The organism is Streptomyces sp. NBC_01320 (assembly GCF_035974375.1).
Taxonomy (GTDB): domain Bacteria; phylum Actinomycetota; class Actinomycetes; order Streptomycetales; family Streptomycetaceae; genus Streptomyces; species Streptomyces yanii.
Genome location: NZ_CP108390.1, coordinates 3,972,968 through 3,985,872 on the forward strand (window position 1 = coordinate 3,972,968; position 12,905 = coordinate 3,985,872).

Annotated in this window: 9 protein-coding genes; 2 read left to right on the top strand and 7 right to left on the bottom strand. The window is 70.1% G+C overall.

The annotated features are described in order from the left end of the window. Positions 1-204 precede the first annotated feature (204 nt). From OG395_RS18050 to OG395_RS18080, 7 genes are all read right to left on the bottom strand, one after another. Positions 205-351, bottom strand: a complete 147-nt coding sequence (locus tag OG395_RS18050) for a hypothetical protein (protein WP_327243889.1) — start codon at positions 349-351, stop codon at positions 205-207. 111 nt (positions 352-462) lie between these two features. Continuing rightward, a complete protein-coding gene (locus OG395_RS18055) occupies positions 463-1,668 on the bottom strand; it encodes a cytochrome P450 (RefSeq protein WP_327243890.1) in 1,206 nt (401 codons plus the stop codon). Between the two features lie 31 nt (positions 1,669-1,699). Next, the gene (locus tag OG395_RS18060; protein ID WP_327243891.1) at positions 1,700-3,073 is read right to left on the bottom strand and encodes an NAD(P)/FAD-dependent oxidoreductase; all 1,374 of its coding nucleotides are present in this window, start codon (positions 3,071-3,073) and stop codon (positions 1,700-1,702) included. After that, on the bottom strand, positions 3,063-3,272 hold the full coding sequence (locus tag OG395_RS18065; RefSeq protein ID WP_327243892.1) for a ferredoxin: 210 nt from the start codon (positions 3,270-3,272) through the stop codon (positions 3,063-3,065). Before OG395_RS18065 ends, OG395_RS18060 begins: the two co-directional genes overlap by 11 nt. A 260-nt stretch (positions 3,273-3,532) precedes the next feature. Continuing rightward, positions 3,533-3,760: a hypothetical protein gene (locus OG395_RS18070; protein ID WP_327243893.1), complete on the bottom strand. Its 228-nt coding sequence runs from the start codon at positions 3,758-3,760 to the stop codon at positions 3,533-3,535. Between the two features lie 56 nt (positions 3,761-3,816). After that, positions 3,817-5,010 carry a HupE/UreJ family protein gene (locus tag OG395_RS18075; protein WP_327243894.1) on the bottom strand — a complete coding sequence of 398 codons (1,194 nt, stop codon included), beginning with the start codon at positions 5,008-5,010 and terminating at the stop codon, positions 3,817-3,819. Between the two features lie 133 nt (positions 5,011-5,143). Continuing rightward, positions 5,144-9,181 (bottom strand): metallophosphoesterase, encoded by a 4,038-nt coding sequence (locus OG395_RS18080; protein ID WP_327243895.1) that lies wholly within the window; start codon positions 9,179-9,181, stop codon positions 5,144-5,146. 527 nt (positions 9,182-9,708) lie between these two features. Between OG395_RS18080 and mptB the strand changes: the two genes are divergently transcribed. Beyond that, positions 9,709-11,175 carry a polyprenol phosphomannose-dependent alpha 1,6 mannosyltransferase MptB gene (gene mptB / locus OG395_RS18085; protein ID WP_327243896.1) on the top strand — a complete coding sequence of 489 codons (1,467 nt, stop codon included), beginning with the start codon at positions 9,709-9,711 and terminating at the stop codon, positions 11,173-11,175. Between the two features lie 96 nt (positions 11,176-11,271). Beyond that, entirely contained in the window at positions 11,272-12,585 is a 1,314-nt protein-coding gene (locus OG395_RS18090) for a glycosyltransferase 87 family protein (protein WP_327243897.1), read from the top strand. Positions 12,586-12,905 lie beyond the last annotated feature (320 nt).

The window sequence follows — 12,905 nt, forward strand, 5'->3', positions numbered from 1 at the left end:
GTTTTCATCAACCCGGGAGTAACTTCATCCGGCAGGCAACACCACGGCAAAGAGACCGAAATCCGGAGCCGAAGATTCCGTTACGGCCGTACGCATTTCCGGCCGCCGGACGTTTTCCGGGCGCCGGTCAGCTCCCGCACCGCGCTCGCCGCACCCGCGGCAAGCACCGCGCCGACCGGGCGCACATCGCGTGTCCAGCCCGGATCAATAGACGTCGCGGGCGTAGCACTTGTCGGTGGCGAGCTGCTTGACGTACACCGCGGCCGCGTCGGGATCGAGGCCGGCCTGTGCGACGGCGATGTCGCGCAGTGCGTTGTCGACGTCCTTGGCCATGCGGGCGGCATCAGCCACGTCTCCGGCCTTCCTCCACGGCGGCACAGAACACGCCCTGCTGGTCCGACCAACGGGATACGGGGCAGACCGCCACTCCTGCCTGCTGTCACATGCCGCCACGCAGCCGAGTCATAGGTGGACGGGCAGGTGGCGGGGTCCGCGGAGCATGGCGTTCTGCCGGTAGGGGGGCGGGTCCTGGACCAGGCTTGCCGTGCTCAGGTGGGGGATCAACGCGCCGAGCGCGGCCTCGGCCTCGAGGCGGGCGAGGGGTGCGCCGTAGCACAGGTGGATGCCGCTGCCGAAGCCGAAGTGCTGGTTGTCCAGCCGGGTGGGATCGAACCGGTCGGGCTCGTGGAACCGCCTCGGGTCGCGGTTGCCCGAGGCCAGCGCCAGTACGACGGACGTGCCCTCGGGGATCGTGGTGCCGGCGACGTCGATGTCGGCGTGGGGGATCCTCTCGCGCATGTGGACCGGGGGTTCGTAGCGCAGTAGTTCCTCCACCGCCCGCGGCAGCAGGCCGGGTTCGCGACGCAGGTGGTCAAGCTGCTCGGGTTGGCGCAGCAGTGTGAGGACTCCGTTGGTGATCAGATTGACCGTGGTCTCGTGCCCCGCGATGAACAACAGCACGGTGGTTTCAGCGAGTTCCTCCTGGCTGAGCCGAAGGGCCGGATCCGGCTCGTTGACGAAGGCGGAGAGCATGTCGTCGGTGGGCCGGTCGCGGCGCTGTTCAGCGAGGTCGACCAGGTACAGCCCCATCTCCTGCCGGGCCCGGCGGCCCGTCTGGTCCCGTTCCGTGGTGTCTTCCTCGGGCCCGATGTCGGCGGTCGCGACGATGGAGTCGGTCCATGCCTGGAACAGTGACTCGTCCTCGCGCGGGACGCCGAGCAGTCGGCAGATGACTGTGATCGGCAGAGGGTAGGCGAAGTCGTCGACGATGTCGATCTGCTTGCGGTCCCGGAGTTCCTCGATCAGTTCCCCGGTGATACGGGTGATCTCGCCGCGCATGGCGTCGACCCGGCCGGGGCTGTGCGGTGGGCCGAACGGGCGCATGGCCAGGGTGCGCAGCCTGTGGTGCTCGGGGTCGTCGAGCCGGAGGAACGGCGGCTTCACCGTCTCACCGGACGGGTACGGGGACGGAGCGGTGCGGATGCGTGGATCGGCACTGATCCGAGGGTCGTGGAGCAGAGCGGCGATCTCGTGGTAGGTGCCGATCAGATAGCTGCCGTCCGCCTGCCGCACCACGGGACCGGCCTCGCGGAGTTCCGCGTACAGCGGGTAGGGGTTGGGGCGGTTCTCGTAGTCGGAGATCCGTGCCAGCAAGGTCTCGGAGTCCATCGTGGCTCCTCGTGGTTGGGCGGGACGTGGGTCAGCGGGTGGGCTGTACCACCGTCAGTCGGCGATCGGGCAGGTGACCGGTGAGCGCCACGGTGGGGCCGTGGGACAGCCCGCTCGGGTCCGGCACGTCGGACGGAATCGTGATGTCGGCCGCGATCGCACGGTCCGCCGAGCCGGGCGGGGGCGGGAACGGAGCGGCTGTCTCGATCAGGTGCTTGTAGTAGTCGAGCGACTTGGCCATGTCGACGGTGACGGCGGCGGTGACCCGTCCTTGGAAGCCGTAGACCACGGCCAGGCGGCGCGCCTCCAGAGAGCCTTGGGCGATGACCACGTGGTCGGAGTAGGTGGGCACGCCCACCGACTTGATGTTGAGCCCGAACTGGGTCGACCAGAACGTCGGGACGGCGAGGTGCGGGCGCCGCAAGGGCCCTGGACTGACCATGTTGTGGGCCGCCACCTCGGCCTGTGCGACCGCGTTGCCCCAGTGTTCCAGGGAGAGCATCTGGTACCCGAACAGAGGGTGCGGGAACCGGGAGACGTCGCCGGCCACGAAGACGTCGTCGGTGACGATCCCGTACATGTTGAAGGCCCGGCAGCCGGCGTCGCAGGCGACCCCGCGCGGCCCCGCTGCCAGCCCGGACTCCGCCAGCCACTCGACGTTGCGGACCGCCCCCAACGCCACGACACACACATCCGCGTCGACACGGCTCCCGTCGGACAGATCCGCACCGGTGAACCGGCCGTTCCCGTCCCCGCGCAGGGTGGTGACCGTCACCCCGCAGCGCAGGTCCACGCCGTGGTTGCGATGCATGACGGCCGCAAGTTTCGACAGGGTGCCGCCGAGCGCGCCCACCAGGGGTGCGGGGCCGCGTTCCGCGACCGTGACCTCGATACCCCGCTCCCTGCAGGCCGAGGCGATCTCCGAACCGGTGAAGCCGGCGCCGATCACCAGCACCCGCCCCGGCCCGGCGGCCAACCGCTCGGCCAGGCCGCCGGCCTCGTCACTGGTGCGCAGGGTGAACACCCCGTCCAAGGAAGCCTCCTCCGGGTTGGGCCAGGGGCGCGCCCGGGTTCCGGTGGCGATGAGCAGCCGGTCGAACGGAAGCGACTCGCCGTCGGCCAGCAGCACCCGCTTCTCCAAAGGGTCCAGGCCGGTGGCGGCTACTCCGAGCCGCCATTCGGCGTCCGGGTCCCGGCGCATCGGCAGCGCCGTGGTGTCCGCCGACGCCTTGCCGAGCAGTACCTGCTTGGACAGTGGTGGGCGGTCGTACGGCGGATGGGGCTCATCCCCCACCACGGTGAGTGAGCCGGTGAACCCCTCCTCACGCAGCGTCTCTGCGGCCCTCAACCCGGCCAGCGACGCGCCGACGATGACGATTCGGCCGTCCCGCAGATCACCGGGCACGGGCGCTCACCCCCTCGCCGGCGAGGATGGCCTGGACCGGGCAGGCCGCCGCGGCCTGGCGCACGCGCTCGACCTGGTCGTCCGGGACGGTCGTGGCGTACAGCAACCCCTCTTCACCGTGCAGCTCGAACACCTCCGGCGCGAGGAAGACGCACTGCGCATAGCCCTGGCAGCGCGTGAGGTCCACAACGATCTGCATGGCTGGTCACTCCCTGAGTCGTACCGGCGTCCCCTTTCCCTTTCTACGCCGGTATCGCACCGGACGCTCTTCACGACCGGACCGCCTGCGCGGAAGCGGTCCGCACCACCGCCGCCGAGGGCGCCGCCACGTGGACGACGGTGCTGTCCGACCTCGATCGAGTCGATCAACGCCCGGCTGTTCGTGGCTGTGGAGACCGGCGAGCGCGTGGACGTGCTGCCCGGCCGCATGGCGCACGGGCTCATGGCCTGGCTGCGCGGTCATCCCGTACGGAGATCGTCTGCCCGCAGGTCGAGGAACTGCTCGACCCGTTGGACCAGTGGCGTGACGTGGGCGACCCTCATCGATGAGGGCGCGTTGCTGAGGAGCTGTTCGGGTGGTCCGCCGATGAGGCCGTCGGCCAGTCCGTGACCGCGCTCATGCGTGATGTCGCCGCCGACGACGAATGGCGGCAGGAAGGGTCCTCGGAGACGGCCGGGGCGCCGCATCCACTCCGTCTCGTACCTCCGCTCGGAGGCGCGTCCCGTGCTTCCCGCCCACTCGGTCAGACCGCGTCTGACACCCGGCCCCAGAACCAGTACAGACTGACGATCACGATGGGCGCGGCCATCGCGGGCAGGGCCCAGCGGTGTGCGGGAGTCCGGCGAAGGAGGAGCAGCAGCGGGAACACCACGGCGATGATGCCCAGTTGCACCGCCTCGATGCCGGCGTTGAAGCTCAGCAGCGACAGCAGCAGTTCCCAGGACGGGTTCTCGTCGATGCCGAGCGCGCCGGCGAAGCCCAGACCGTGGACGAGGCCGAACAGGAGCACGGCCGGCAGCCGCCAGCGCCCGGCCCCCTCACGGTCGCCCAGGGCGACGCCGGCCAGCGCCACGACGGCGATGGAGGCGGCGATGACGGGCTCCACGACCGATCCCGGCACGTTCACGACGCCCGTGGCCGCCAGGAGGAACGTGACGCTGTGCGCGGCCGTGAAGGCGGTCGCCGCGAGCACGATGTCGCGCAGGCCGCGGGCGCCGATGAGCAGCGACAACAGGAAGAGGATGTGGTCCAGGCCGAACAGCAGGTGCTCGGTGCCGAGCAGGAAGAACTCCACGATCTGGTGCGACTCGTGGTGTCCGCCGGTCTCCAGGGTCGGTCCGGCGGCGGACAGGACCTGGGAGCCCCTCTGCCCGTCGATGTCGTAGTGGACGATCGTCTCGGTGCTGTGGACGAAGCTCTCGGTGTCGGGGAACAGGGCGCTGGAGATCGTGTAGGTGCCGTCTGCGCCGCCCGCGCAGGCGTAGGCCAGGGTCAGGACGGCGAACGGCCGGTTGCCACGGGTGCGGATGTCCGCGTCGCCGGCACGGCGGGGTGTGCAGACCTTGCCGTCGTGGGTGACGGCGAAGCGTCCCGTGACGTACTCGGTCACCGCGCCGGCATGGGTGTGGAGCTGGTGCAGCTGCTCTGCGCGGTCCTTCGCCTCGTACGCCTCGGCGTAGAGCCAGGCCGACTTCATGAGCAGGTCGTACTCGAGGTCCAGGGTCGCCTCGACACGGGCTCCGGTGCCCTCCACCTCGACGTACGCGGTTGACGTCACGTCGTGGGCGGCGGCGGGGGACGGATGGGCGAGGCCGGCGGCGAGCGCGGCCACCAGGGCCGCGACGGTGGTGAGGAGCGCGGCGGACAGCCGGCGCGGCGGGAGCCGGGGCAGCCAGGAGGAGGGCAGGAGCGTTGGCAGGGGCGTTGGCGTGGGCAAGGGGGCGGGACACATGGAGGTCTCGGTTCTCGTTGTCGAGGGGGCGAACGGCCGCGAGCCCGTCGTCCCGGACCGGTCGGGTCCGGGACGACGGGCGTGGGTGCCGGACAGGCGCTACCGGCGGGTCAACCGGTCACCGCCGGTCGGTGGGCGACGTGAACCAGGGGTACGCGGGCGTGTCCGCGCCCCAGACGCCGGGCCGGCCGTGGGCGTCCTTGGTCACGAACGCACTCGGCTCGGACGCGGTCACGCCGCCGCCAGTGGAGCGCGCCGTGACGAACCACGCGTGGGTCGTGCCGGGCTTGAGTCCCTTCCAGGTCACCGAGGCGATCTCACCCGAGTCGACCTTGGTCTTCCCGATGACGCTCACGGGGTCGTAGAGCGCCAGCGAGTCGGTCTTGAAGGTCGTCTTGCGGCTGCTGAGGTCGATCGGCAGCACCATGTTGTCCTCGGTGCCGTCGTAGCGGTGGTTCGTGTCGTACTCGGTGGCGCCGAACTCGTCGAGCAGCGGCGAGTAGGTGTCCACGGTCAGCTCGGAGCGGTCGACGTCGAACTGGAGCATCCGGAAGAAGCTCGCGCCGAACTGGAGCTTGTCGTCGGGCTTGTAGCCGCCGATCTCGGTGAGCCCGAGCCGATCCGCGGACACCGTGTAGAACTGGTAGTCCGCGAGCAGCTCGACGACGTCGTGTGCGACCTCGCCGACCTTGGGCTTCACGTTGGTGCCGACGCCGTGCTCGTGACCGGCGAGGATCAGGAACACGTTCGGGTTGTCCTGGACCACCTTCTTGTACAGCATCGAGCCGTCGGGCGCGGAGAACGGGGCGCCGCGTCCGTTCGGGCTGCTGCTCGGCGCGAGGTAGTCGTGCGAGAGCAGGATGCCGTTGCGGTCGGGGAAGCGTTCGAAGACCGAGTCGGCCCATTCGGCCTCCTCGCGCGTCACACCGTAGGAGAGGCCGACCACGACGAAGTCGAGGCCGCCGGCGGAGAACAGGTCGTAGTGGTTCTGGTTGTCGCCCTCACGCCACGGGCCGCCGTACTCGGCGTGCTTCCAGCCCTTGGAGAGCGCCTGGTAGCGCTCCGGCCCGTAGTACTGGTTGTAGATCGCGTCCGGACCGTTCTCGGTGCCCGACTGGTTGTCGTGGTTGCCCGCGATCACACCGTTGGGCACACCCGCGTCGTCCAGGATCTTCTGCTGCTTCGAGGACAGCTCCAGCTCGCCGGTGACCTGGCGCTGCATGGCCTCGTCGGCGGGCTTGCGGATGTTGTTCTCGATGATGTCGCCGGTGTGGGCGACGTACGCGATCTTGCGCTTGTCCTTGTTGTCGGCGATCCAGCGCGACACGTCGCCGTACGCCTTCTCCCAGACCGCGCGCTCCTCGGGCGTCTCCTGCTCCACCGCCCCCTCGGAGAGGTACTGCGTGTCGGTGTAGTGGACGATCGAGAAGTCGTACGAATCGGGGTCGGCGAACCGGTTCGGGTCACCGGCGTCGATGTCGTCGGCGAACGGATCCTCGCCGGTCACCATGGTGTGGACCTGCTGCCGGTCGACGTACTTCCGGTCGACGACGGCGGTCAGGACGGTGTCGCCCTCGGCGACGCCGCGGGCGCTCGTCAGGACGTCCCACTTCGACGTCGCGGTGTTCCACACACGCAGCGCGGCGAGCCGCTCGGGGTCGATGACACCCTCCCAGCGCAGCACCGGCGCGTCGACGTGGCCCTTCACCTGGACGTCGAACCGCTGGAACGTGACGTCCTCGGCGGCCGGCGCCTCGAGCGTCCTGCCGTCGGCGGGGGCGAGGCCGTCGGCCTTCACCTTCTTCTCGCCCTTGACCTCGAGCGTGGTGGGAACGGACGCGGCCGTGCCCTGGTACACCTGGTTCGGAGTGAGGATCTCGGCCTCGGAGAATGTGGCGCTCACCTCGCCGCCGTCGGGCTCGGCCACCCTCGCCGACAGCTTGACGCTGCTGCCCGCGTCGTTCGTGCCGGACTTCGGGGTGAGGTCGACGGGGCCGTCCGGGATGCCGGCGGAGGTGAACTTCACCTTGCGGGTGCCGCTGTTGCCGATGCCGTCGGTGCCGGACACCGTCAGGGTGTGCTCGCCGGCGGACAGGCCCGGCCCCACCGGGGCACCGAGCTGGACCGGCTTGCCGTCCAGCTTGACGTCCGGGCCGTTCACCACGCCGGAGAGGTCCTCGAGCCGGACATCGAGGACGACCGAGGCGGTGATCTTCTGACCGACGGCGGGAACGCTGGTGGCCACCCGCGGCGCGGAGTTGTCGGTGACCAGGACCCGGGTCGCGGTCCTGCCGGTCTTCGACGTCGCGGCCAGGGTGTGCTTGCCGTCGTCGAGCTTCGTGGTGTCGAGGTCTGCGCGCAGACCCTGGGCCGGGCCCTCGACGAAGAACTCGAGGTCGATCTCGGTCAGCGGGTTGACGTTGTCGCCGCAGTTGCCGTCACCGAGGCTGTACGAGCCCTTGAGCATCCGGCCGGCGGCGGTGCCGTTCGCCGGGGTGAGGGTGATGCCGGAGACGGCGAAGTCGTCGTGGTTGTCGCCGCACGACGTCGGATAGGTGCCGGCGACGAAGTCGATCGTGTTCCAGCCGGGGACGAGCCACTCGTTCGGGAAGGCCAGGTCGACGTGCCGACTGACGAAGTCGCCGTCGAGCACGTGCTTCTGACCGTTCACCAGAATGTGGTTCTGGTAGCGGGCCTCGATCGAGTTGCTGCCCACGGTGAAGCCGAGGGTCGCGTTGCCGGAGCCGAGGGTGTCGGAGACGTGCACGGCCGGGGCGTCGATCGCGTAGTGCAGTTCCACCTCGCGCAGACGGGTGTCGCTGTTGCCGCACGTGCCGTCGCCCATGGCGTAGGAGTCCGCGATGTCGCGGCCGGTGACGGTGCCGCCGTCGAAAGCGAGTGCGAGACGCGAGATGTCGAAGTCGTCGCGGTTGTTGCCGCAGCTCTCCTTGTACGGGCTGGTGACCACCGTGACGGTGTTGTCACCGGGCACCAGGAATCGCGCCGGAATCGCGATGTCGACCCGCTGGCTCACCCAGGTGCCGCCCATGTCGATGCGCTTGCCATTGACGAGCAGGTAGTTGTCGTACCGGTCGTCGATCGAGTCCGACCCGACGTCGAAGGAGAAGGTCGCCGCGCCGTTGCCGAGGTGCGCATCGGTGACGGGCGCGTCGCCGTCCACGGTCAGCGACTCGGCGGCGCCTTCGGCGCCCGCCGGGAAGTTCGTGAACGCCGACTGCCGTCCGGCCACCAGCGTGCCGTCCTTGGGCAGCAGCCCGGGGGCGCCCGCCGGGGCGTTGTTCACCGTCACGGTGTTCTTGACGGTCCTGTCCGCGGCGGTCGTCGCGGTGAGCGCGTGCACGCCGTTGGCAAGCTTCGTGGTGTCCAGGTCGGCTGTGAGGCCGGTGGTGCCCTGCGGGTCGCCCATGACGAAGAAGCTGAGTGCGGCCTTCGTCAGCAGCGAGGTGTTGGAACCGCAACTGCCGTCGCCGAAGGAGTACGTGTACTCGTTCTCCTCACCGTCCGCGACCTCGCCGAGCAGGTCCAGGCCGATGTCGGAGAGCACGAAATCGTCGTAGTTGGTACCGCACGAGCTGTCGACCGTGCCGGCGAAGAACTCGATCCTGTTCTCGCCCTTGACGAGGTGCTGGTTCGGGATCTCGATCGTGCCCCGCTCGTTGACGAGGTCGCCGATGTCTGCCCGGTACTCGCCGTTGACCAGCACGTAGTTGTGGTAGCGGGCCTCGGTCGAGTTCGACCCGACATCGAAACTGAGCCGGGACACCCCGACCGTCCGCTCGCCGTCGATGGCCTTCCCGTCGACCGCGAGCCGCGTCACGGAGTCACCGGCCAGCGTCGGCGTGGCCGCGACCTTCTGCGTGCCTTCCAGATATGCACCGTCGCCGGGGGTGAGGGTCGGCAGGCGCGTGGCCTCCGCCGTCCCGCTCTGCCCTGGTGTGCGCTGCTCCGAACCGGTTTCGGCGTATGCCGCCGTCAGGTTGCCGCCCACGAGGAGCAGCGCGGTGAGAGCCGCCCCCGCGAGCCGTCGTCCACCTGATCTGCCGGCCGGCCGTACTCGCCGCTCCGTGGGCCGCATCAGCAGCCGTCCTTCCTGTTCGCCACAAGATGAAGGGCACGCCGTGACGATGTACGACATGCCCGTGGCGAATCCTGGCCAGCGCAGGTGAATGGAGTTACATCACCCGTAAACAACCAGTGGAAGGATTGTCGGTGGCCTGGGTTCTGAGTCGCTTTCAGTGTCAGTGCCAGACCCATGGAGGGTCACCGCAGCCGAGATCACGAAGAGCTGCCGCGACGGACGCGAACGACTCAGCCCTTTCTGTGACGGACTGCCAAGCGGGATCTGCCGCACTTTCGGTGGCGCCTGTCCGGGAGGTCGTGCCAAAGGGATCCGATGGCTCCGGTGCGGGAAACGGGTTCGACGTCGGCCGTCCAGGAGGCGAGATCGCTGCCGCGGCGCTCGGCCATGAGCTGGGCGAAGGCTCGCACGGGCCGGGCCGGTACGGTCGCCCCGGCGCGGACCCCGTGCATCCGAGCTCACGCGTGGGATCGGACTGCCCCCGTCACGGACCTGACCGTGGACAACAGGCCGACATCCCGCGTTCGCCTTCTGTTTCGCGGGTGCTGGTTCGGCGATCCGGGGAGAGACCTAGGTTCGGCCGAATGAGAGCGGTGGAGAGCGCGGTCCGGGAATGGACGCGACGGGGCATGTGGGGTTCCGTGCTGCTCTCGGCGGGTGCGTGGGGCGCCGGCGCGTTGCCACAAGGCGTGCGGGACGGGGTGTGGGGAGCACCGGGCCTGCTCGTCACAGCGGTGGGTGCGACGGCAGCGTATGCCGGACTCGGGCTGCTGGTGTGGGCCTGGTGGCAGTTGGGCACGCTCCTGCGGGCCGGTGCCGTGATGAGCCGGAGGCAGCAGTGGAGCACGCTGGGATGCTGGGCGTTGCCTCTGCTGCCCGCGCCGTTGCTGTTCAGCGCTGACGTCTACAGCTACATGGCCCAGGGTGCGCTGGCCCTGCGTGGCTGGAACGTCTACGAGGTCGGCCCGACGGTACTGGGCGGCCCGCTCGCCGCCAATGTGCCGGAGGTGTGGCGGAACGCACCGGCCCCTTACGGGCCGGTGTCCGTGCTGACGAGCCAAGCCGTGGTATCGGTGACCGGAGAGCATCATGTGGTCGCCGCGGTCGTGGGGCTTCGGCTGGTGGCGCTCGCCGGGCTGGCCCTGCTGGCGTGGTCGGTACAGCGGCTGGCGGTACGGACGGGTGCCGGCGGTGGAGGGGCCTGGTGGGCGGCGCCGCTCAATCCGTTGATGTTGGCGCATGTGGTGGGCGGGGCGCACAACGAGGCACTGATGGTCGGCCTGATGATGGCCGGTTTCGTGGCCTTCCGCTCCGGGCGATGGGGTCTGGGCGCGGCGGTGCTGATGGCGGCCGCGCTGGTGAAGGCCCCGGCTGCGGTGGCATTGGGGTGTGCCGCGATGGTGGCGGTGGCCGCGCAGTCAGGGTGGCGGCGGCGCTGCGGTCGTGCTCTGGGGATCGCCCTGGTGGCCGGCGGGACGCTGTGGCTGATTGTGACCCTGTGCGGGCAGGGGTGGGGGTGGCTGCGGACCATGCGTACGCCGACCGAGGTGTACACGCTCCTGTCGGTGAGCACGGACGTGGGCAGAGTGCTGGAGTGGATCGCGGCCGCGGTGGGATGGAACGCTGCGCCGGGGGCGGTGACCGCGGCACGTACGGTCGGGACGCTGGCGGGGCTGGGCGCGGTGGTGTTCTGCCTATGGCGTGCTCCTCGCTATGGGGCGGAACGCGCTGCGGCAATGGGGCTGCTGGCCCTGGTGATGTGCGCCCCCACGGTGCAGGTGTGGTACCTGCTGTGGGGCGGGGTGCCGCTTGCTGTGGTGGCGTGGCGCACTCTGGCGGATGCCCGGGTGAAGGGGGTGGTGGTCGCTCTGCTCCTGCTGGTGCTGCCCGCGGGCCGGGGGCCCACCTGGACCTATGCGGTCGCCGCCGTCATCGGGGGGTCGTTGACCATGGCGGTGCTGGCATGGACGGCTCAGCGGAGTCGGGAGCAGGCAGCCCTCGCCATGACCGGAGCCGCCGAGACAGGCCGGCTCCCGGCGCCTTCACCCTGATGGTGGCGTGAACGCGGCACCCCTGCCGGCAGAGGTCCTCCGGCCGGGGCTTCCCGGGCATTCGCCCGCGATCGAACGACGTTGGAGGGCACAACCATGACAACCGCCGTGGACGACAACGCCGTTCCGCCACGCGGCCGGAAACCGCAGGACCCACAGCTTCGGTGGCCACCACTGCCGGCGATGCGGACCGCGCTGGCCCGCCGAGCGACCTGGGTGCTGGCCGCGAGTTCCCTGGTGATGCTGCTGCTGGTCTGGATCCCCGCCTGCACCCGTTCCGGCATGGTGGACCTGCGGGTCTACCGCACCGGTTCCACCCATCTGCTCTCCGGCGACCTGTACGCCTTCCGGCTCCACCTGCCCGGCCCCGACATCTTCCCTCTGCCCTTCACCTACCCCCCGTTCGCCGCTGCCCTCTTCCTTCCCCTGTCCGCGCTCCCGTTCCCTCCGGCGGCGGCCGCCTGGACCGCGGCCTCGCTCCTGGCCCTGGTCGCCTTCGTTCACGGCAGCCTGCGCCTGGCCGCCCCGGACACACCACCCGAGCAGCACCGGCAGCGGGTACTGCTGTGGAGCGCCGCCCTGATGTGGACCGAACCGGTCACCACCACACTCGCCTTCGGGCAGATCAATCTGCTGCTCGCGGCCCTGATCGTCCTCGCTGTCCAGCAGCGCGCGGCAGTCGCGGCGGGATTCGGTGTCGGAATCGCCGCCGCGATCAAGCTGACCCCGGCGGTCACCGGTCTCTACTTCCTCCTCCGCAGGCGCTGGACAGCTGCCGCGTGGTCGGCCGTGGCGTTCTTCGCCGCGGCGGCGACCGGATGGTGGCTGGCGCCAGGGCCCTCCCGCGACTTCTGGCTCCATGCGGTGGGCGATGCCTCTCGCGTCGGCCCCGTCGGGTCCGGACTCAACCAGTCGTTGCGCGGGGCGCTTTCGCGCTCACTCGGCCACGATGTGGGCATGTCCGCCCCATGGTGGACGGCCACCGCCCTGGTGGGCGTGCTGGCACTCCTCGCCGGAGTGCGCAGCGCACAGCGGTCCGACCGGCTCGGCTGCCTCCTCGCGGTGCAGGTCTTCGGCCTCCTGGCCAGCCCCATCTCGTGGTCCCACCACTGGGTCTGGGCCCTCCCCGCCCTGTTCTGGCTCCTCCACCACCCGCACCGCACCCGTTGGCGCGCAGCCGCTCAGGCCGCCTGGGCGACTACGCTGCCCTGCCATCTCGCTTTCTGGCTGGTACAACTCCATCCCCGGATCGCCTCGTTCGACTACTCATGGCCCCTCGCTGTGCTCGGCTGGGCCTACCCCGTGTGCGCCCTGCTCACCCTCGTGGCTCTGGCCGCCGCAGCCACTCCTTCCCCGGCTCCCCTGCACGCCGGGGAAGCCGGCAGTCCGCTGTCAGGGCAGTACACCTAGCGCCCCTCCCGGCAAGCTTTGCCTCGTCGCACCGCCCGGCACGCCCTCCCCGTTACCGTTTTCGTGGCCCCGCAATGGGGTGCCTGGCCCCCGGGTCCGGTATGGCTGTGTGCCCCCTGTCGAAGTCGATGACCTGGGGGGTGTTGCCGCCGGGCTTCGGGGCACCGCTTGACCGCTGATGAGGGGCCTGACGACCGCCTGGTCCGGCGCAATGCCGGACCGCTTTGCGGGTGGGGATGTCTGCGTAACGTGGTTGCCGGCGTGTGGTGCCGCAGGGACGGCTGGGAGTTGAGGCGACGAGAGGCGAGGGGCACGCGCAC

Bases quoted from the DNA above. Each gene is read 5' to 3' on its own strand.
- OG395_RS18055 (WP_327243890.1), bottom strand. From the start codon at position 1,668: ATGGACTCCGAGACCTTGCTGGCACGGATCTCCGACTACGAGAACCGC.
- OG395_RS18065 (WP_327243892.1), bottom strand. From the start codon at position 3,272: ATGCAGATCGTTGTGGACCTCACGCGCTGCCAGGGCTATGCGCAGTGC.
- OG395_RS18070 (WP_327243893.1), bottom strand. From the start codon at position 3,760: ATGCGGCGCCCCGGCCGTCTCCGAGGACCCTTCCTGCCGCCATTCGTC.
- OG395_RS18080 (WP_327243895.1), bottom strand. From the start codon at position 9,181: ATGTCGTACATCGTCACGGCGTGCCCTTCATCTTGTGGCGAACAGGAA.
- mptB (WP_327243896.1), top strand. From the start codon at position 9,709: ATGAGAGCGGTGGAGAGCGCGGTCCGGGAATGGACGCGACGGGGCATG.
- OG395_RS18090 (WP_327243897.1), top strand. From the start codon at position 11,272: ATGACAACCGCCGTGGACGACAACGCCGTTCCGCCACGCGGCCGGAAA.